Source organism: Haloarcula sp. MBLA0163, assembly GCF_055632435.1.
In genome coordinates, this window is record NZ_CM145745.1 from 3,048,646 (window position 1) to 3,067,988 (window position 19,343).

General features: G+C 71.0%; 20 protein-coding genes. 9 read left to right on the plus strand and 11 right to left on the minus strand.

What is annotated here, in order from left to right:
• Positions 1-8: 8 nt before the first annotated feature.
• The 4 genes from proC to ACV7GQ_RS16330 are packed head-to-tail and all read left to right on the plus strand — an operon-like array spanning position 9 to position 3,569.
• Positions 9-782 carry a pyrroline-5-carboxylate reductase gene (gene proC, locus ACV7GQ_RS16315; RefSeq protein WP_470311261.1) on the plus strand — a complete coding sequence of 258 codons (774 nt, stop codon included), beginning with the start codon at positions 9-11 and terminating at the stop codon, positions 780-782.
• Positions 775-1,608: a glutamate 5-kinase gene (gene proB, locus ACV7GQ_RS16320; protein WP_470311262.1), complete on the plus strand. Its 834-nt coding sequence runs from the start codon at positions 775-777 to the stop codon at positions 1,606-1,608. Before proC ends, proB begins: the two co-directional genes overlap by 8 nt.
• Positions 1,601-2,929 (plus strand): glutamate-5-semialdehyde dehydrogenase, encoded by a 1,329-nt coding sequence (locus ACV7GQ_RS16325; RefSeq protein ID WP_470311263.1) that lies wholly within the window; start codon positions 1,601-1,603, stop codon positions 2,927-2,929. Before proB ends, ACV7GQ_RS16325 begins: the two co-directional genes overlap by 8 nt.
• Before the next feature lies 1 nt (position 2,930).
• Positions 2,931-3,569 (plus strand): uracil-DNA glycosylase, encoded by a 639-nt coding sequence (locus ACV7GQ_RS16330; protein WP_470311264.1) that lies wholly within the window; start codon positions 2,931-2,933, stop codon positions 3,567-3,569.
• 84 nt (positions 3,570-3,653) lie between these two features.
• On the opposite strand, the gene ACV7GQ_RS16335 is transcribed toward ACV7GQ_RS16330, so the two are convergent.
• The gene (locus ACV7GQ_RS16335) at positions 3,654-4,175 is read right to left on the minus strand and encodes a PaaI family thioesterase (protein WP_470311265.1); all 522 of its coding nucleotides are present in this window, start codon (positions 4,173-4,175) and stop codon (positions 3,654-3,656) included.
• Positions 4,176-4,326: 151 nt separating this feature from the next.
• On the opposite strand from ACV7GQ_RS16335, the gene ACV7GQ_RS16340 reads away from it, so the two are divergent.
• The gene (locus tag ACV7GQ_RS16340) at positions 4,327-4,749 is read left to right on the plus strand and encodes an HIT family protein (RefSeq protein WP_470311266.1); all 423 of its coding nucleotides are present in this window, start codon (positions 4,327-4,329) and stop codon (positions 4,747-4,749) included.
• Between the two features lies 1 nt (position 4,750).
• Here ACV7GQ_RS16340 and ACV7GQ_RS16345 read toward each other — a convergent pair whose 3' ends face one another.
• Entirely contained in the window at positions 4,751-6,760 is a 2,010-nt protein-coding gene (locus tag ACV7GQ_RS16345; protein ID WP_470311267.1) for a DUF6517 family protein, read from the minus strand.
• A 124-nt stretch (positions 6,761-6,884) separates the two neighbouring features.
• Between ACV7GQ_RS16345 and ACV7GQ_RS16350 the strand changes: the two genes are divergently transcribed.
• Entirely contained in the window at positions 6,885-7,622 is a 738-nt protein-coding gene (locus ACV7GQ_RS16350; protein ID WP_470311268.1) for a MinD/ParA family ATP-binding protein, read from the plus strand.
• On the opposite strand, the gene ACV7GQ_RS16355 is transcribed toward ACV7GQ_RS16350, so the two are convergent.
• Positions 7,619-7,996, minus strand: coding sequence for a universal stress protein (locus ACV7GQ_RS16355; RefSeq protein WP_470311269.1), 378 nt, complete (start codon positions 7,994-7,996; stop codon positions 7,619-7,621). The two genes, ACV7GQ_RS16350 and ACV7GQ_RS16355, sit on opposite strands and share 4 nt — an antisense overlap.
• A gap of 144 nt (positions 7,997-8,140) precedes the next feature.
• Here ACV7GQ_RS16355 and ACV7GQ_RS16360 point away from each other — a divergent pair, with 144 nt between their 5' ends.
• Positions 8,141-8,878 carry a ribonuclease H-like domain-containing protein gene (locus ACV7GQ_RS16360; RefSeq protein WP_470311270.1) on the plus strand — a complete coding sequence of 246 codons (738 nt, stop codon included), beginning with the start codon at positions 8,141-8,143 and terminating at the stop codon, positions 8,876-8,878.
• A 1-nt stretch (position 8,879) separates the two neighbouring features.
• Here ACV7GQ_RS16360 and ACV7GQ_RS16365 read toward each other — a convergent pair whose 3' ends face one another.
• Positions 8,880-9,512: a rhomboid family intramembrane serine protease gene (locus tag ACV7GQ_RS16365; protein WP_470311271.1), complete on the minus strand. Its 633-nt coding sequence runs from the start codon at positions 9,510-9,512 to the stop codon at positions 8,880-8,882.
• Between the two features lie 95 nt (positions 9,513-9,607).
• Here ACV7GQ_RS16365 and ACV7GQ_RS16370 point away from each other — a divergent pair, with 95 nt between their 5' ends.
• Together ACV7GQ_RS16370 and ACV7GQ_RS16375 are read left to right on the plus strand one after the other, a co-directional pair.
• Complete coding sequence (locus ACV7GQ_RS16370; protein ID WP_470311272.1) at positions 9,608-9,898, plus strand: WNWW family protein; 291 nt, start codon at positions 9,608-9,610, stop codon at positions 9,896-9,898.
• A gap of 3 nt (positions 9,899-9,901) precedes the next feature.
• Positions 9,902-10,324, plus strand: a complete 423-nt coding sequence (locus ACV7GQ_RS16375) for a GIY-YIG nuclease family protein (protein WP_470311273.1) — start codon at positions 9,902-9,904, stop codon at positions 10,322-10,324.
• Here ACV7GQ_RS16375 and ACV7GQ_RS16380 read toward each other — a convergent pair whose 3' ends face one another.
• From ACV7GQ_RS16380 to ACV7GQ_RS16410, 7 genes are all read right to left on the minus strand, one after another.
• On the minus strand, positions 10,325-10,531 hold the full coding sequence (locus tag ACV7GQ_RS16380; RefSeq protein WP_470311274.1) for a heavy-metal-associated domain-containing protein: 207 nt from the start codon (positions 10,529-10,531) through the stop codon (positions 10,325-10,327).
• 73 nt (positions 10,532-10,604) lie between these two features.
• Positions 10,605-11,243 carry a cupin domain-containing protein gene (locus tag ACV7GQ_RS16385; RefSeq protein WP_470311275.1) on the minus strand — a complete coding sequence of 213 codons (639 nt, stop codon included), beginning with the start codon at positions 11,241-11,243 and terminating at the stop codon, positions 10,605-10,607.
• Between the two features lie 201 nt (positions 11,244-11,444).
• Entirely contained in the window at positions 11,445-14,084 is a 2,640-nt protein-coding gene (leuS, locus tag ACV7GQ_RS16390; protein WP_470311276.1) for a leucine--tRNA ligase, read from the minus strand.
• A gap of 133 nt (positions 14,085-14,217) precedes the next feature.
• Complete coding sequence (locus tag ACV7GQ_RS16395; RefSeq protein WP_470311277.1) at positions 14,218-15,270, minus strand: ABC transporter permease; 1,053 nt, start codon at positions 15,268-15,270, stop codon at positions 14,218-14,220.
• The gene (locus ACV7GQ_RS16400) at positions 15,263-16,501 is read right to left on the minus strand and encodes an ABC transporter permease (protein WP_470311278.1); all 1,239 of its coding nucleotides are present in this window, start codon (positions 16,499-16,501) and stop codon (positions 15,263-15,265) included. Before ACV7GQ_RS16400 ends, ACV7GQ_RS16395 begins: the two co-directional genes overlap by 8 nt.
• Positions 16,498-18,057, minus strand: a complete 1,560-nt coding sequence (locus tag ACV7GQ_RS16405) for an ABC transporter ATP-binding protein (protein ID WP_470311279.1) — start codon at positions 18,055-18,057, stop codon at positions 16,498-16,500. The genes ACV7GQ_RS16400 and ACV7GQ_RS16405 overlap by 4 nt, the downstream gene beginning before the upstream one ends.
• Before the next feature lie 46 nt (positions 18,058-18,103).
• Entirely contained in the window at positions 18,104-19,168 is a 1,065-nt protein-coding gene (locus ACV7GQ_RS16410; RefSeq protein WP_470311280.1) for a BMP family lipoprotein, read from the minus strand.
• Positions 19,169-19,343 lie beyond the last annotated feature (175 nt).

Here is a 19,343-nt window from a genome sequence, read left to right on the forward strand (position 1 = left end):
TAGAGACTATGGTACGTACGTGTGTCATCGGCTGCGGAAACATGGGCAGCGCCCTCGTGAGAGGGCTCTACGCGTCGGGGAACCACTCGGTCGTCGCCTGCGACCTCGACCCGGACGCGCTGGCCGCCGTCGCCGACTACTGCGACGCGACGACCGACGACGTCGGCCGGGCCGAGGACGCCGAGGTCGTCTTCCTCGCGGTCAAGCCGGACATCGTGGAGGCGGTGCTGGACGAACTCGACCTCTCGGCCGACCAGACGCTCGTCTCCATCGCGGCCGGCGTCCCGACGGCGTTCGTCGAGGCCCGGACCGACGCGCGGGTCGTGCGCATCATGCCGAACCTCGCGGCCGAGACGCGGGACATGGCGGCCGCGGCGACCGGCGAGGTCACCGACGAGGTCCGCGAACTGCTGGACGACGTGGGCGAGTTCGCCGAGATCGAGGAGGCCCAGATGGACATCGCCACCGCGGTCAACGGGAGCGGCCCGGCCTTCGTCTTCTACTTCATCAAGGCCATGACCGAGGCCGGCGTCGCCGGCGGACTGGACCACGAGGAGGCGCAGGTGCTCGCCGCCCAGACGTTCAAGGGCGCGGCCGAGACCGTCCTGCAGGACGACCGCACCGCCGACGAGCTCATCGACGCGGTCTGTTCGCCCAACGGGACGACCATCGAGGGGATGGAGGTCCTCTGGGACAGCGACGCCGACGCGGCGCTGGCCGACGCCGTCGCGGCCGCGGAGCGGCGCTCGAAGGAACTGGCGGCCGCGTTCGAGGATGACTGAGCGCGTCGACGGCGCCGCGCTCTCCCGCGCCCGCGAGCAGGCCGCCGCGGCCGAGCGCGTCATCGTCAAGGCCGGGACGAACTCGCTGACCGACGCGGCGTCGAACTTAGACGACGCGAAGCTGGACAAGCTCGTCGACGACATCGAGGCGCTGCTGTCGCGGGGCAAGGAGGTCATGCTGGTCTCCTCGGGGGCCGTCGGCGCCGGCATCGGCCGGGTCGACCACGACACGGAGACCGTCGAGAAGTCACAGGCGCTCTCGACGGTCGGCCAGAGCCACCTGATGCACCGCTACACGGAGAGCTTCGCCCGCTACGACCGCAAGGTCGCCCAGATACTCATCACGGAACACGACCTGGAGAACCCCGAGCGGTTCACCAACTTCCGCAACACCGTCGAGACGCTGCTGGACTGGGGTATCGTCCCCATCATCAACGAGAACGACGCCGTCGCGACCGAGGAGCTCCAGATAGGCGACAACGACATGATATCGGCCTCCATCGCCATCGGCATCGGCGTCGACCTGCTGGTGACGCTGACCGACGTCGGCGGCGTCTACACCGGCAACCCGAAGGAGGACGAGGACGCCGAGCACATCCCGGTCGTCGGCGAGAACTACGGCGAGGTCGAGGACGTCGTCACGGCGAGTTCGACCGGCGGCTTCGGCGGCATCCAGACGAAGGTGCGCGGCGCGCGCGACGTCAGCGAGCACGGCATCCCCGCCATCATCGCGGAGTCGACGGAGCCCGACGTCCTCCGGAAGGTCGCCGAGGCGGAATCGGTGGGCACAATATTCGTCCCCATCAACGGTGAGACAGATGACTGAGACGACCGAGCGACAGGTGACCGCTGCACAGTCCGCGGCCCTGCGGCTGGCCAACGTCGACGCCGCCGAGCGCGACGCCGCGCTCGCGGCCATCGCCGACGCCATCCGCGACAACAGCGACGCCATCCTCGCGGCCAACGAGGAGGACGTCGCGGCCGCCGAGGAGATGCTCGCCAAAGGCGAGTACACGCAGGCGCTCGTCGACCGCCTGAAACTCGACGCGGGCAAGCTAGAGAGCATCGCCGAGATGGTCGAGTCCGTCGCCGAGCAGGACGACCCGCTGGGGGAGACGCTGGCGGCCCGCGAACTGGACGAGGACCTCGAACTGTACAAGGTCGCGGTCCCCATCGGCGTCGTCGGGACCATCTTCGAGTCCCGGCCCGACGCGCTGGTCCAGATAGCCGCGCTCGCGCTGAAGTCCGGCAACGCCGTCATCCTGAAGGGCGGCAGCGAGGCCAGCGAATCCAACCGCGTCCTCTACGAGACCATCGTCGAGGCGACGGCGGACCTCCCCGACGGCTGGGCGACGCTCATCGAGGCCCACGAGGAGGTCGACGCCCTGCTGGAGATGGACGACAAGGTCGACCTCGTCATGCCGCGCGGCTCCTCGGAGTTCGTCTCCTACATCCAGGACAACACCCAGATTCCCGTGCTGGGCCACACCGAGGGGGTCTGTCACGTCTACGTCGACGAGGCCGCCGACCTCGGGATGGCCGAGGACGTCGCCTTCGACGCGAAGGTGCAGTACCCGGCGGTGTGCAACGCCGTCGAGACGCTGCTCGTGAACGACGCCGTCGCCGACGAGTTCCTCCCGGAGATGGTCGCGCGCTACCGCGAGGCCGGCGTGACCCTGCGCGGCGACGCCGCGACCCGCGAGGTCGTCGACGTCGACCCCGCGACCGACGACGACTGGGAGACGGAGTACGGCGACCTCGAGCTGTCCATCAAGGTCGTCGACGACGTCTACGAGGCCGTCGACCACGCCAACACGTTCGGCTCGAAGCACACCGAGTCCATCGTCACCGAGGACGCCGAGGCCGCCGAGACGTTCATGACCGGCATCGACGCCGCCAGCGTCTTCCACAACGCCTCGACCCGCTTCGCCGACGGCTACCGCTACGGCCTCGGCGCCGAGGTCGGCATCTCGACGGGCAAGATTCACGCCCGCGGCCCCGTGGGGCTGGAGGGCCTGACGACCTACAAGTACTACCTGGAGGGCGACGGCCAGCTCGTCGCCACCTACGCCGGCGACGACGCCCTGCCGTTCACCCACCGCGAGTTCGACGGCGCGTGGCGTCCCGGCCACCTGTCCGACGAGTAGCGTGCCACGGTTCCCTGACGACGGGGCGCGACACGCACTCGCCGCCGACTGTCGCCGCTGTCCCGCACTCGCTGAGAGCCGCGAGTGCATCGCGTGGGGCAACGGCCCGCTGGACGCCGAGGTCGTTGTGGTCGGTGAGGCCCCCGCCGCGGGCGACCCCGACGCCGAGCAGTGGCGCGGCGGGAACCTGACCGGGATGGCCTACACCTCCCGCGCGTCGGGCCGGAAGGTGCGCGACCTGCTGGCCGACGCCGGGTTCGGCCACGAGGACTGCTACTACACGAACGCGGTGAAGTGCCACCCGCCCGGGAACCGTGACCCGACCGCCGAGGAGCTGGCGAACTGCCGGCCCTACCTCGTTCGGGAGGTCGAGACGGTGGCGCCGCGGGCGGTCCTCACCACCGGGCGACACGCCACCGAGACCGTGTTGGCGCTGGACGACGACGCGCTCGAGGGCTTCCTCGACAGCGTCCTCGCGCCGTTCGAGAGCGCCGCGCTGGGCCGTCCGGTGGTGCCCCTGTTGCACCCCAGCTACCAGGAGGTGTGGCTCTCGCGGCTCGGCTACGACTACGAGGAATACGCGACGGCGCTCGGCGACGCCGTCGCGGACGTTCGACCCCCGAAGGACGACGGGGACTGACCGGCGGGACAGCGCCGCATCCCGACCGCTCTTTTCGAGGGCTGTGGTGGCGTTCCACGACCGCTCACGGACTGAGCCGGCGGCTCACTCCGCCGGCGGTACCGTCGCCTGATGGTGCCCGGCGACCGCCTCGGGGTCCAGCCTGACCGCGAGTACCTCGGCGGTGACCGTCGTCTCCTCGTCGGGACCGAGTTCGCACCGGACCGTCGTCCGTCGACCCACCTCCCCGTCGACCCACGCCGCGAGGTGGACCGGGCGGTCCAGCGGCGTCGGCCGGCGGTAGGTCACGTCCAGTTCGCCGGTGACGTAGCCGATGCGCGGCGCGCTGCCGAGCGGGCGGTCCTCGGCGCGGTACGCGAACGTGATGGCCGTCCAGATGGCGTGACAGTCCACGAGCGAGGCGATGTGGCCGCCGTACATCACGTTCGGCGCGCCGGCGTTGAACAGGTCGTCGGGCCGGACGGTGGCGACGAGGCGCTCGCCGTCGGCCGAGAGGTAGCTCTCGAGGTGCAGGCCGGCCTCGTTGGCCGGGCCACAGCCGTAGCAGGTGAGGTCGGGCCACGAGTGCTGGACCGGGTCGGTTCGGGGGTCGAACGAGTCGTCCATGCACGCTAGTCGGTGCGGCGACACATCACTCTGCGTGGGTTTCCGCGCGCCGGTCGGGGAGCGACGACGCGCCAGTCGAACGCTCGGTCCGGGCGGTAGCCCACGTCGTCGCGGGCCAACCTTGATGTGAAAACCGGACGACTACACGGGCATGGACGACTGCATCTTCTGCCAGATAGTCGCCGGCGACATCCCGAGTCGAACCGTCTACGAGGACGACACCGTGCTGGCGTTCCTCGACGCGAACCCGCTCGCACGGGGCCACACGCTGGTCATCCCGAAGGCCCACCACGAGCGCGTGGGCGACATGCCGGGCGACGTGGCCGAGGCGGTGTTCGCGGCGGTCAACGACCTGACGCCGGCCGTCGAGGCGGCCGTCGACGCGCCCGCCAGCACCGTCGCGTTCAACAACGGCGAGGAAGCGGGCCAGGAGGTCCCCCACGCTCACTGCCACATCGTCCCGCGCTTCGCCGACGACGGCGGCCGGCCCATCCACTCGCTGTTCGGCGACCGACCGGAGCTCTCGGACGACGAACTGGACGACATCGCGGCGAACATCGGCGACGGGGCCTGAGTCAGCGGACGACCAGCGCCTCGTCGGCGGCGGCGACGGTCGCGCGGTAGCGGTCGAGTCGGTCCCGGGAGAGGTAGCCGTCCGCACCGACGAGCGGCCGGTCGGGGTCGACGACCGCGGACCCGTGGACGCCAGCGCTGAGGACGACGTTGCCGTCGCTCTCGACGCGTGCGAGGTGGAGGTAGACGGCGCTGGGGTCCGCCCCGGCGAGGACGCCGGCGTGGGTCTCCATCGCCACCGAGTCACCCAGCATCGTCGTCGTCCCGCTGCCGAGTCGGGTCGGCCCGCGTGCCCACTCGACGCCGCCGTCGCCGACGCCGGCCGAGACGAGGAACGGCTCCGCTCGGCCGTCGGTCGCCAGGTCGGAGAGGCCCACGGTCGCGAGCGTGTCGAGCGACTGGCCCGCGACGCTGGCGACGGGCGTGCTGAGGACGGCCAGACCGAGCGGTGCGGTGGCCGGTGCGGCTCCGCGCTGTGTCCCGGCCGCCGAACGGGTGTCCGTGACCGTCGTCCCCGCGGATTCGAACAGTCCGGGCGAGAAGCCGACGTCGCCGGGGAGGTGCAGTACCCCGGTCGGCGAGAACGTCCCGTCGGGCACGAACACCGACCGCGGGAACGAGGCCGGGAGGTCGGTGCGCGTGGCGGGGTGCCCGTTCGTCGCCATCGAGAGGACCACGTCGTCGGGGAACAGCGGGCCGTCGGGCCAGAACACCGAGTCCGGCCACGAGAGCGACGGGGGAGCGTACACGCCGCTCGGATAGAGCGGCGACTCGGGGACTCCGGCGGTGTCGGCGCCGCCGACGGCGGCCGGCGCGGTCGGGAAGAACAATAGCACACCCCTAGGCGAGAGGTCGGCGTCCGAGTCGACGACGGTGAAGGGCTCGGGGACCGGAGAGAGCGGCTCGGCCGGGAAGAACAGCGCCAGCGACTCCGGGTTCAGCAGCGACCCCGAGAGCGGAGCGCCGTCCGGGAAGAACGTCTGGTCGCGGAACAGGTCGCCGAGCGACGCGGCGAGTACCTGCCCCCCGGCGGCGAAGAGCGCGTCGGGGACGAACGTCGACTCGGGGAACAGCGTCTCGCCCGGGACGTACGCGAACGGGACGCCGCGCTCCCGGTCGGCGAAGACGACGACGCCGGCGTCGGCTATCCTCCCGTCGGGACCGGCCGCACCGAGTCCGCGAGCGTCCGTGCCGAGGACCGTCCGCGTCCGTTCGGAGTCGACCACCGAGACGCCCGCGTCGAAGAACACGTCCGCCGGAGCGGCGACGTACGCCGCGTCGAGGGGCGCCCCGGCCTCGAACGGGTGCGCCCCGGTCCCGCCGCTCTCGACGCCGGCCCCCGGGAACACCGCCACGGTCGACCCCGTCCCCTCGTCCGGCGGTGTCCAGTGCCGGTCAGGGAACCACCCGGCGTCGACGTCGAACGCCGCGCGCGGGAAGAACGCCGAGTCGGGGACGGAGACGCCGCCGCCGGCGGCCACGAACCGGTCCGCGGAGACCGCCGAGCGGTGGACGACCGCGAGGACCCGGTCCGCCGCGAGTCCCGTGTCGGACAGCGCCCGCTCCGGGGCGAACAGGACCACGCCGCGCGGGTCGACGACGCCGTCCCGGAGCACCGGGAGCGTGCCGCCGACCGTGCCGAACGCCGTCGCTGGCGCGGCGAGCAGTCGGTCTGACGACGCGCCACAGCACCGGAACAGGAGCGGTGCCGGCGGGCCCACGGACGACGTCTCGCCGCCGGTCCGTGCGTACACCGAGCGGAAGCTCTCGACCGTCGCCGTGACGTCCCGCCCACCGACGGTCCCCTCGACCGCCCGTCGGCGCGACTCCTCGGCGACCGGGGAGAACCCCAGCGACGACTGCGCCGCCGCGGGCAACACGACGGGGTCCGCGACGAACGCCCGCCCGGTGAGGCTCCCGCACCCGGCGAGCGCCGCAGTCGTGGCTGTCAGTCCCAGCGTCCGGAGCAACGCACGCCGGTCCCACAGCGCACGACCGCCGTCCCGTGTCATGCAGCCACCTAGTAGGTCGTACGTAACGCCGCCGGACAGCATAACTATTTTCGTCGGCCGAGCGACTGAATTTCAGTCCGGTTCGTCTAGAACTTTTTATTTCGTCGCGCGGGAGAGTGGTCGTATGGGGTGTCCGACACTCGCACTCGCAGGGGTGACCGGTGGCGCCGGGACGACGAGAACCACGGTCGAGATGGCGGCGACGCTGGCCCGCGCCGGCCGGTCGGTCGCCGTCGTCGACGCCGCGTTCGCCACGCAGGGACTGGCGACGCACGTCGAGGGGCGACTCGAGGCCGACGTGACCGCCGTCGTGACCGGAGAGGCGTCGCTCGGCGAGGCGCTGTACGACGCCGGGTACGACGTCCCCGGTCGGGTCGCGTTCTGTCCCGCACACGCGCCGTTCGAGCGCCTCGCTCGCGCGAAGACGGCCGACCACGCGCGGGCCTTCGAGACGGTCGTCGACGACGCGGCCGCGCGGTTCGACCACGTCCTGCTCGACGTCCCGCCGGTCGCGGCGAACCAGTCCGTCGCGGCGCTGACGACCGCCCGACGCCGGGCGCTCGTCGTCCCGGCGACCCAGCGGGGGCGGGACCTCCTCCCGCGACAGCAGGGCCGGTGTCGCGACCTCGGCGCGCCGGCGGACGCCGTCGTCGCCACGCGGACCGACGCCGACGGGGCAGTTCCCGTCGAGGCCGCCGACTACGCGGTTCCGGCCGCCGACCCGACCGCGCCGGTCCCGACGGCGCTGGACCCCGAGTCGGCCCTCGCACCGGCCGTCGCCGGCGCCGCCGAGGGACTGCTGGACGCGGCCCTCGACCTCGAGTTCCCCGACGAGGGGTTGCTCGACCGCGTCGGCCCCTAGAGGTCCCGGAGCGGCACGACCACGACCGGTCGGTTCACGCGGGCCAGCAGGTCGGTGACCGTCGTCCCGACACCGTCGGCCCCCTCGGTGCCACGGTTCGCGCCGAGGACCACCACGTCGGGGTCGTGGTCGTCGACGGCCGCGAGCAGTTCCGTGACGGGGTCGCCCGCTCTGGTCTCGGTCGTCGGCATCGCCGCCGCGAGGCGCGACCGAGCGACGTTGGCGGCGTCGCCGGCGTCCCGCGACGGCGCGTCGGGTTCCCTGACGCCGACGACCACGACGCTGTCCTCGCTGGGGTCGAGACGGTCCTGCAGGTAGTCCGCGGCCGCCGCGGTGACGTGGACCGACGACGCGCCGACGAGATAGTCAGTCATACCCGTAGGTTGGGCGCGGGTGGCTTCGGCGTTTCGGGGTCGCTTCCCGTCGGTCGCCGCCACACCACCGGTCTGTGGGACCGACAGCCGTCGGTCCCCCGCTACCCGACGAACTTACATACGCCGCCCCCGCTACCGTAGCGCGTGCGCGTCGAGAACAGTTTCATCGGGGTCGACGGCGTCGGCGAGAAGACAGAGCGGTCCATCTGGGAGCAGGGGGTCACCCACTGGGACGAGTTCGACCCCGGCGTCGTCGGCGGGAAGCGCGGGGACCGCATCCAGCGGTTCATCGACGAGGGGCGCGACCACCTCGACGCGGCCGACGTCGCCTTCTTCGACGAGCGGTTCCCCAACAGCGAGCAGTGGCGCCTCTACGAGACGTTCCGCGACCGGGCGTGTTTCTTCGACATCGAAACGACGGGGCTGGACGAACGGCGCAACCAGGTGACGACGGTGAGCCTCCACCAGGACGGCGACACGGAGACGCTCGTGGCCGGCGACGACCTGACCGCCGAGAACCTCCGGGCGGCGTTCGCCGACGCCGACCTGCTGGTGACGTTCAACGGCAAGCGCTTCGACGTCCCCTTCCTCGAAGCGAACTTCGACGTCGACCTCCAGCGCCCCCACCTGGACCTGATGTACACCTGCAAGAAGATCGGCCTCTCGGGCGGGCTGAAGCAGGTCGAGCAGGATATCGGTATCGAGCGCGACCGGCCGGACATCTCCGGGCGCGACGCGGTCCGCCTCTGGCGGGAACACGAGCAGGGCCGCGACGGGGCCCTGGAGACGCTGGTGTCGTACAACCGCGAGGACACCGTCAACCTCCGGACGCTGGCCGACGAGGTGACGGGCAGCCTCCACGACGACGTGTTCGTGGGCTAACTCAGACGTCGGCGGGGTCGGCCTCCGGCGCGGTGTCGGCGGGCCGCAGCAGGTGGGCCCGACCGGCGAGGAAGCCCAGCAACAGGCCGGTGAAGTGCGCGACCAGCGCGACGCCGGGGTTGGCCGTCAGCAGGGTTATCGCCGCCGCGAGGACGCCGCCCAGCGCCAACTGCGCGCGGGCGGGGAGTTCGAACCCGCCGACGACCGTCTCGGTGAAGCGGTTGGCCGCCAGCAGGTAGCCGAAGAGGCCGAAGATGGCGCCGCTGGCCCCGAGGACGCTGACGCTCGACGGGATGCCGGGGAGCAGCGGGCCGAGCGTCCCGACGAGGGCGACCTGTGCGACCCCGGAGAGTGCGCCGACGGCGACGAAGAAGCCGTGGAAGCGCGCGCTGGTCGTCGTCCGCTCCAAGAGGAGTCCCGCGAGCGCCAGCGCCGCGGCGTTGGCGAGCAGGTGCGAGGGGCCGGCGTGGGCGTAGACGCTCGTGACCAGCGTCCACGGCCGGTCGAGCAGCGGGTTCGACAGCGCGAAGAGGTGGCGCTGGCGGGCGACGAGGCCGACGACCTGCTGCAGCGCGAACGTACCGAGGACGAGGAGCAGCGTCACGAGCGTCGGGCTCTCGGCGGGACGGCGCATGGCGTAGTGTTGTCGAGCAGCGCACAAGAAAGGTCCGGGTACCCCGGTCGTCGGAGTCCAGAACGCATACGTGACCGCGTACCGTTCCGTCACACATGTCCGACATCAGCGAGACGCTCGCCGACGCCTTCGGGGAGGAGACCGACGCAGACACCGCGGCGGCCGCCGCCGAGAACGTCGCCGCCTTCGCCGAGCAGTACGACGAAGACCTCACGGCCGACGCCGTGCTGGAGACGTTCGCGGACGCCCCCTACGACGGGTTCGAGCGCCGCTTCAACTGGCTCGTCGGCGAACTCGCCGCCGCGAACGACGACTGCACCGACTCCCGGGAGTTCCGCCTCGACGGGTTCGGCGACCTCGCCGCGGACCCCGAGATCGGCGCCTGAGGGATGGACGGCGGGACGTACACGCTCGTCCTCGAACGCGACAGCGGCGGGACCGTCCCGGTGGGTTCGCTCGGCGACCTGTCGCTGCCGGCGGGGTGGTACGCCTACACTGGGAGCGCGCTGGGGGCCGGCGGGTTCTCGCGGGTCGACCGCCACCGCGCCGTCGCCAGCGGCGACAACGACGCCCGCCACTGGCACGTCGACTACCTGCTGGGCGACGACGCCACGCGGGTCGCCACCGTGGTCACGACCCGCGCCGACGTGGAGTGTGCCGTCGCCGAGCGCTTACAGGCCCACGGCGCGACCGAGTCGGTGCCCGACTTCGGCTGTTCGGACTGTGGCTGTCGCTCGCACCTGGTGTGCAGCGATACGCGAGACACGCTCCTGACGGCCGTCGAGACGGCCCACGCCGCGGTCGACGACTGACTACCCGACGACCTCGTAACCGGCGTCCGCGATAGCCGACGCGAGTGCGTCGCCGTCGACCGCGCCGCTGGTCTCCACGACGAGGGTGTCCGCCTCGTGGTCCGCGGTGGCCGCTTCGACGCCGGCGACGCCGAGGACGGCGCCCTCGACCGACTCCTCGCACCCTGTGCAGGACATGCCACTCACCGAGAGCGTCTGTTGCTCCATAGCCGCCGATAACGACTGCGGGGAAAAAACGGCTTGGCTCCAGCGCGTCGGCACCGCCGAACGGGTGCCGGACTCAGCAGTCCGGTGGCACGACGTGCGTCGTCGGCGGTTCGCCGTCGGGGACTGCGAGGAACAGCGCGTAGGCGACCGTTCGCTGCGTGTCGCTCGGGTTCCGCGCCACTTCCTCGTGGCCGCCGGGGTCGACGAACGCCTCGCCGGCCGCGTAGGTGTGGGTGGTGCAGGTGTGTGCGAAGACCACGTCGAGAGTCCCCTCGGCGACGTTGACGACGACCGGTCCCGGGTGGGTGTGCCAGCCGGTCGTCCCGCCGGGTTCGAGGGTGACCCGAGCGATGACGATGGTCGATGGGTCGCGGACGAACGCCGCTTCCTCGCCGCCCTGTTCGAAGGTGACGCCGAGCGCCACCCCTACGTCGTCGGTGAACGTCGCGTGCGGGGCGAGCACGTCGACGCTCAGCCCTTCTGGCTGGTCGACCTGTCCGCCCTCGGTCTGCCCGTCGTCCGTCTGCCCGTCGTCGGCCTGGGCGGCGGCGCCGCCGGTAGCGGAGAGCGCGAGCGCGCCGGCGCCGAGTTTCGCGGAATCGGAGAGGAAGTCGCGCCGCAGGAACGGCAGGGCCCTGAAGCGGTCCGTGCCGGTGTCCCGGTCGGACGAGTCGGTCCCCGTCTGTGTCGGTGGTCCGTCGTCTCGTGTCATGGCATGTTCCGGGCGAAGACGCCCGTCTAGAGTCCCGCGACGGTCGAGCGTAGTTATGTGCCGGCAGAGACACCACCGTCGGAAGTTGGCACACGGTACCAATCGACAAGCCCCCGTGACCGTCGCTAAGGCGGGGTTACCGTGGCCACGAGGGACACCGCGACCGACGACCGGAATCCGGGCGGCCGCGTCGGCTTCCGCTCAGGAGATGTGGATGGCCGGCTTGTTGGGCCGGGCTTTCCGCGCCAGTTCGTCGTCGCCGTCGGCCCGCCGCACCATCACGTCGGCGCCGAACTCGTCCTCGAACAGCCACGCGGCCTGCGAGAGCACCTCGAGTTCCCGGTCGCCGTCGACGACCGGTTCCAGGCCCGCACCGTCGTCGGCGAGGCTGGCGGCGTAGTCTGCGGCGGCGTCGCCGTGGGCCTGTATCGCCGCCTCGCCCATGATTTCGCCGACGACGGCGTCGCCGGGGTCGGCGTCCTGCGCGATGCCGTAGGCCCGGTACTTCCAGTCCTCGGCGACCACCACCTCGATCTCGTCGGGGTCCGCGATGTCGACCACGTCGGTGATGTCGCGCACGTCGTCGAGCGTGGTCCGGACCAGCTGGCGCTCGATGCGGAAGTCCGCGACGTCCCGTAACGATTCGGGCCACGGCGCCTCGACGACGAGGCCGTCCTCGTCGAGCAGGTGCCACAGCTCCTCGGCGAGGTAGGGCGCGATCGGCGCGACCAGTTTCGTCAGCACCCGCAGACCCCGGCTGTACGCGAAGCGGTAGGGCGTGTCGTAGCCCGCGTACCGGCGGAGCAGGCGGGCGAACCGCTGGAGCTCGCCGACGACGCGGTGGAACCGGAACCGGTCGTACTCCTCGGTGACGGCGGCGATGGTCCGGTCTATCTCGCGTTCGAGGTAGGCGTCGTGGGGGGCGCTCTCGGTGCGCGTCTCCAGCCCCGCCGTGTACTCGTCGACCATCCCGTAGAGGGTCTGCTGGAAGTCGTAGGCCGCCGAGACGTCCTTGACGGTCCACTCGAAGTCCTGTGCGGGGTGGGCCGCCGAGAGGACGAACAGCCGGGTCGTCTCGGCGCCGTACTCGTGGGGCGCGACGGCGTTGCCCTTCGACTTGGACATCTTCTCGCCGCTGTGGAGCACCGTCCCCTGATTGATGAGGCGGTCGACGGGTTCCCGGCGGTTCAGCAGGCCCAGGTCGGCGAGCGCACGGGTGAAGAAACGGATGTACAGCAGGTGGAGGACGGCGTGTTCCTCCCCGCCGACGTAGACGTCGACCGGGAGCCACTCGTCGGCGGTCTGCTGGTCGAACGGGGCGTCCTCGAAGTGCGGCGAGAGATAGCGCAGGAAGTACCACGAGGAGTCGACGAACGTGTCCATCGTGTCCGTCTCGCGGGTCGCCTCGGCCCCACAGTCGGGGCACTCGGTCCGCTTCCACGCCTCGGCGGCGTCCAGCGGGTTCCCCGTCGTCTGGACGTACTCCGGCAGTTCGACGGGCAGGTCCTCGTCGGGGACCGGCACCCGGCCGCAGTCCTCGCAGTGGACCATCGGAATCGGGGTGCCCCAGTAACGCTGGCGGGAGATGAGCCAGTCCCGCAGGCGGTACGTCGTCGCTTCGGCGGCGGCGTCGTTCTCCAGCAGCCGGTCACGGGCGGCCGTACTCGCGAGGCCGTCGTACGCGCCGCTGTCGGTGAGCATCCCGTCGTCGGTGTAGGGCTCGTCGGGCAGGTTCGTCCCGGTGCCGTCGACGGGTTCGACCACCTGTTCGACGGGCAGGTCGTGCTCGGTGGCGAACGCGTGGTCGCGCTCGTTGTGGGCGGGCACGCCCATGACAGCGCCCGTGCCGACGTCGTCCAGGACGTAGGCGGCGACGTAGACCGGTATCTCATCGCCGGTGTACGGATGCGTGGCAGTGAGGTCCGTCTCGACGCCGCTGAGGCCGGCGTCGTCCGTGCTGGCGACCGACTCGACGTACTCCGCGACGCGCTCGTCGTCCTCGGCCAGTTCGCGGACCACCTCGTGGCCCGGGGCGAGCGCGAGGTACGTCGCGCCGTAGACGGTGTCCAGCCGCGTGGTGAAGGCGTCGACCTCGTGGCCGTCGACGTCGAAGGTGACGCGGGCGCCCGCCTGTCGCCCGATCCAGTTGCGCTGGCTGTCGCGGACGCCCTCGGGCCACCCGTCCAGGTCGTCGAGGCCGTCGTACAGTTCGTCGGCGTAGTCGGTGATGGTGAGGAACCACTGGTCCAGCTCGCGCTGTTCGACGGCGGTGCCACACCGCCAGCAGACGCCGCCGTGTGAGTGGTCGTGGCCGCCGTCGGCGTCCGTCTCGACCTGCGCGTCCGCGAGGACGGTCTCGCAGTCCGGACACCAGTTGACCGTCGCCGAGTCGTAGGAGACGAGGCCGGCCTCGTGCAGGCGGGTGAACAGCCACTGGTTCCAGCGGTAGTACTCGGGGTCGCAGGTGGTTATCTCCCGAGACCAGTCGTAGCCAAAGCCCATCTCCTCTAAGTCGCCGCGCATCCGTTCGATGCAGGCCCGGGTCCAGGACTCGGGGTCCGTGTCGCGCTCGTAGGCCGCGTTCTCGGCGGGGAGGCCGAAGGCGTCCCAGCCCATCGGGTGGAGCACGTCGTCGCCGGCCATCCGCCGGTACCGGGCGTAGGCGTCGGTGATGGCGTAGTTCCGGATGTGGCCCATGTGCAGCGAGCCGGAGGTGTAGGGGAACATCCCCAGCACGTAGGTCGGGTCGTCGGCGTCGTCGGGGCAGTCGTAGACGCCCTCCCGGTCCCAGACGTGCTGCCAGTACTCCTTGACCCGTGCGTGGTCGTAGCGGCGCGACATTCGATACCTCGGAGTGGGACGGCGTGACACATGAGTGTTCGGCTAGCAACGACGGATTGCGGGGCCGTCGAGACCGGTGCGGCGCCCCGCCAGCACGGCTCTGTGCCGGCCGAGCGACGGCACCGACGTCGGCCTACTCCTCGCCGGACTCGTAGTACTCGCCGGCGGCCTCCGGGAGGCGCGTCTTGCCGACGAACGCGAGGACGACGACGACGGCGACGAACGGGATGGTCTGCACCAGCGAGTCCGGGAAAGCGTAGAGGTCCGTCGTCTGGAGGCGCAGCTGGACGGCGTCTAGCCCGGCGAACAGCGCCGTCGACAGCAGCGCGCCGACCGGGTTGTAGTTCCCGAAGAGATAGGCGACGATGGCGATGAACCCCTTCCCGTTGACCATCGTCGGGCCGTTGCCGGTGAACTGGCCGATGCTGAACGCCAGCGACGCGCCGCCCATGCCGGAGAACGTCCCCGACAGCAGGACCGCGGCGTACCTGACCCGCGAGACGTCGACGCCGGCGGTGTCGAGCGCCTTCGGGTTCTCGCCCGCGGCCCGCACCCACCGGCCGAACGTCGTCCGGTTGAGGGTGTACCACCCGACGGCGACGGCGAGGAACATCAGGTAGACGGCCGGCGAGGCGTCGAACAGCGCCCCGAAGAAGGGGAGGTCGGACAGCACCGGTACCGTGATGGTCCCGAGCGTCCCGACGCTGTCGGTGTTGGGTCCGCCGTAGATGACCTGGGACCCGAACGGCGCCAGTCCGAGCGCGATGAGCCACACCGCGAGCCCGGCGATGATCTGGTCGGCCCGGAACTCGATGCAGACGACGGCGAACAGACCGGCCAGCGCCGTCGACGCGACGACGGCGACGAGGTAGCCCAGCCACAGCGACCCCGTCAGGTCGGCGCCGAACACCGCGGTGAACGCCGAGATGATGAGCAGCCCCTCCAGGCCGATGTTGATGACGCCGGACTTCTCCGCGAAGATGCCCCCGATGGCGGCGAACACGATGGGGACCGAGAGACGGAGCGTGGCGGCGAGCGTCGAGGCGGAGACGAGGATACCGAACAGGCGCCCGACCTGCGAGTCGGGCGCGACGGCGGCGGCGACGCCGAGCGCCAGGACCACCAGCGCCGCCACCCCAGCGACGAGGAGACGCCCGGAGGGGCGCCCGTCCAGCAGGTCAGTCATCCGCGCCACCTCCGACGGGGGTCGCCCCGGGCTCGTCATCGCGGGCGGCCAGTCGGCGACCGATCAACCGGAAGAACTCCGGCATGGCGACGAAGAGGATGATGAGCCCCCGGAGGACGCCGACCAGTTGTGGCGGGACGTTCGTCGCGAACGCGACGACGGTCGACCCGGACTTGAGGACGCCGAACAGCGCCGCCGCGAAGACGACGCCCAGCGGGTTGTTGCCCGCCAGAATCGAGACGGTGATGCCGTCGAACCCGTAGCTCGGGACGCCGGTCTGGAACTTGCCGAGTATCATCATCACGTAGACCGCCCCGCCGACGCCGCCGATGGCGCCCGACAGCGTCAGCGACGCGACGATGGTCCGGGCGGCGTCGACGCCGCCGTACTCCGCCGCGGTGGGCTGGATACCCGCCGTCCGGAGGTCGTAGCCGAAGGCGGTGTACGCGAGCAGGTAGTACAGGCCGCCCACGAAGACGAAGGCGAGCAACAGCGCGAACAGCGAGAAGTCGGTTCGCGGGTCGAACACGACCGACGGGAACTGCCCGACCTCGGGCAGCGGCGGCGTCTGGTTGGCCTGACTGTTGGGGTCGCCGAACGGCCCCGTCACCAGATACCGCGTGACCAGCACCGCGACGAAGTTGAGCATGATGGTCGTGATGACCTCGTTGGCCTCCGCGTAGGCCTTCAGCGCGCCCGGTATCGCCCCGTACGCGCCGCCGCCGACCGCGCCCGCCGCGACGCCCAGCGGCACCAGCAGAACGGCCCCGAGGCCGCCGCTCAGCAGCGGGGCGGCCCACAGCACCGTCAGCGCCGACAGCAGGCCGCCGACGACGAGCTGGCCCTGCGTCCCGATGTTGAAGATGCCGGCCCGGAACGCGAGCGCCACCGAGAGGCCGGTGAACACCAGCACCGTCGTCTCCCGGAGCGTGAGCGCGAACTGCGGGTTCAGCGGCGACCAGCCGCCGGACAGCGGGTCGCCCAGCGCCCCGAGGAACAGGCGGTCGAAGACGAAGAACGGGTCGTAACACAGCGTCGTCCCGCCCATCGTCAGTACGGGGTCCCGGCAGGTGGCGACGAGGCCGGCGACGAAGACGATGACCGTCCCGACGAACACCGACAGCGCCAGCGCCGAGGCGGCGATGAGCACCCGTTCGCCCGCCGACGTCTGCCCGAGGGCGATGAGTCGTCGGCGAGCGGTGTCGACCCACTCGCGGTCGGCGTCGCTCATCGGTCGGCGCCTCCGTCCGTGGGCGTGGCCCGCGGGACGTCGTCGGGTCGCTCGCCGGCCATCAGCAGGCCGAGTTCCTCCTCGGTGACGGCGTCGGGGTCGACGACGTCGACGAGGTCACCCTCGTACATGACGCCGAGACGGTCCGAGAGCGACGTGACCTCGTCGAGTTTCGAGGAGACGAGCAGGACGCCGACCCCCGCCGCTCGGAGCGCGTCGATGCGGTCGTGGATGAACTCCATCGACCCCACGTCGACGCCCCGCGTCGGGTGAGAGGCGACGAGGACGGTCGGGTCGCGGGCCAGTTCCCGGCCGACGACGAACTTCTGCTGGTTCCCGCCCGAGAGGTCCTCGGCCGTCGCGTCGGCGTCCGGTGGTCGGACGTCGTACTCCTCGACGATGGACTCGGCGTGGTCGCGGGTCCGCTCCCAGTCGATGCGGCCGGCGTTGGCGTAGGGCCGGCTGTGTTGGCTCCCGAGCAGCCCGTTGCTCACGAGGTCGAAGTCCATCACGAGGCCGCGTTCCTGCCGGTCCTCGGGGATGTAGGCCATCCCGGCCTCGATTCGGTCCCGGCGGCTGGCGTCGGTGACGTCGGTCCGGTCCAGCGCGACGCCGCCGGACCGCACCCCGCGGAGGCCGGTGATGGCCTCGACGAGTTCCGACTGGCCGTTGCCGTCGACGCCGGCGATACCGAACACCTCGCCGGCCCGGACCGAGAACGAGACGTCGTCGACGGCCCGGACGCCGCGGCCGTCATCGACGGCGAGGTCCGCGACGCGGAGGCGTTCGTCGCCGACCTCGGCCGTCCGGCGGTCCACGTCCAACAGGACTTCCCGGCCGACCATCAGCTCGGCCAGTTCCTCGCGCGTGACCGCGTCGGCGTCGACCACGCCGACGTTCTCGCCGCCGCGCAGGACGGTTATCTCGTCGGCGGCGGTCATCGCCTCGCCGAGCTTGTGCGTGATGAAGATTATCGTCTTCCCCTGTGCAGTGAGCTCCTCGAACACCGAAAAGAGGTCCTCAACCTCCTGTGGCGTGAGGACCGCTGTCGGTTCGTCGAGGATGAGGACGTCCGCGCCCCGGTACAGCGCCTTCAGTATCTCGACGCGCTGCTGGACGCCGACGCCGATGTCCTCGACGATCGCCGTCGGGTCCACGTCGAACCCGTAGCGGTCGGCCAGCTCGCGGACCTCGCGGTCGGCGCGTTCGCGGTCGACGGTCAGTCCGAGCCACTGCCGCGGCTCGTTGCCCAGCGTGATGTTCTCGGCGACGGTCATCGGGTCGACCAGCATGAAGTGCTGGTGTATCATGCCGACGCCGGCGTCGATGGCGTCCCGCGGCGAGTCGAACTGTCGGGCCTCGCCGTCGACGACGACGCGGCCCTCGTCGGGCTGGTACAGGCCGTAGAGGACGTTCATCAGCGTCGTCTTGCCGGCCCCGTTCTCGCCCAGCAGCGCGTGGACCGTCCCCCGCTCGACGGTCAGGTCGACCTCGTCGTTGGCGACGACGCCGGGGAACCGCTTCGTGATGCCATCGAGGTGGACGGCCCTGCTCATTATCGGGAGTCGTCGAGACGACGACGCTTCAAGCTAGCGAAGCGGGTCACGACACCTGGTTGGGGTCGGTCGGCACGGATATCTCGCCGGCGATGATGTCCTCGCGGGCCGTGCTCATCTCGTCTTTGATCTCCTGTGGGACGTCGCCGCCGAGGTCCTGTCCGTAGACGGCCTCGACGCCGTTCTGTTCGAGGCCCAGCGCGTTCGTCTCGCCGCCCGCGAACTCGCCGTCGACGACCGACTCGACGGCCGAGTAGACGGCGTTGTCGACGCGCTTGACCATGCTCGCCAGGATGACGTCGCTGTAGGAGGACTTCGTGACCGACTGGTCGCGGTCGACGCCGATGGCGAACCGACCGGCCTCCTGTGCGGCCTGGAAGACCCCGGTGCCGGTGTTCCCGGCCGCGTGGTAGACGATGTCCGCGCCGGAGTCGTACATCGAGATGGCCGCCTCCTGCCCCGCGGCGGGCTTGTTGAACCCGCCGGCGTAGGCCGTCTGGACGTCGACGTCGTCGCTCGCGTACTTCACGCCCGCGGTGAAGCCGGCCTCGAACTTCTTGATGAGGTCGGACTCGACGCCGCCGACGAAGCCGACGTTCGTCGAGTCGCCCGCGGTCGACCCCGCGCCCGCCGAGAACGACATCGTCGTCAGTCGGCCGGCCATCAGGCCCACGAGGAACGACCCCTCGTGTTCCGCGAAGACGTAGGAGCCGACGTTGGATGCGTCGACGACGGAGTCGACGATCATGAACTGCTGGTCGCCGTACTGGCTGGCGTTCTCCGTCAGCGCGTCGGCCTGCAGGAAGCCGATACAGCAGACGAGGTCGTAGTCGGGGTCGCCCGACTGGGCGTACTGCTGCTGGAGCGTCCCGAAGTCCGACGTCGACTCCGGCTGGGACTCGTCGTAGGCGATGCCCAGTTCCTCCTCGGCCCGGACGATGCCGGTCTGGGCCTGGTCGTTGAACGACCCGTCGCCGAGGCCGCCCGTCGCGTACACCATCCCGATGCGCGCGGCGGCGTCGCTGCCGCCACCGCCACCGATACAGCCGGCGAGGCCGGTCGCAGTTGCGGCACCGAGGCTCCCAAGTAACGTCCGACGCGAGAGTTGCATGCTCTACGAGGTGCGGGCACGGCCGTTAAAGACTTCGGTGGGTGCAGTTTCCGCGCGCCGACGTCTATATAGACGGCCGCCGCTCCGCCGGCGAGGCCGCCACCACCGTCTCACCGTCGCGGGAACGTTTATCGGTCGTGCCCGTGAACGCTCGACAATGAGTACGACGCGACTG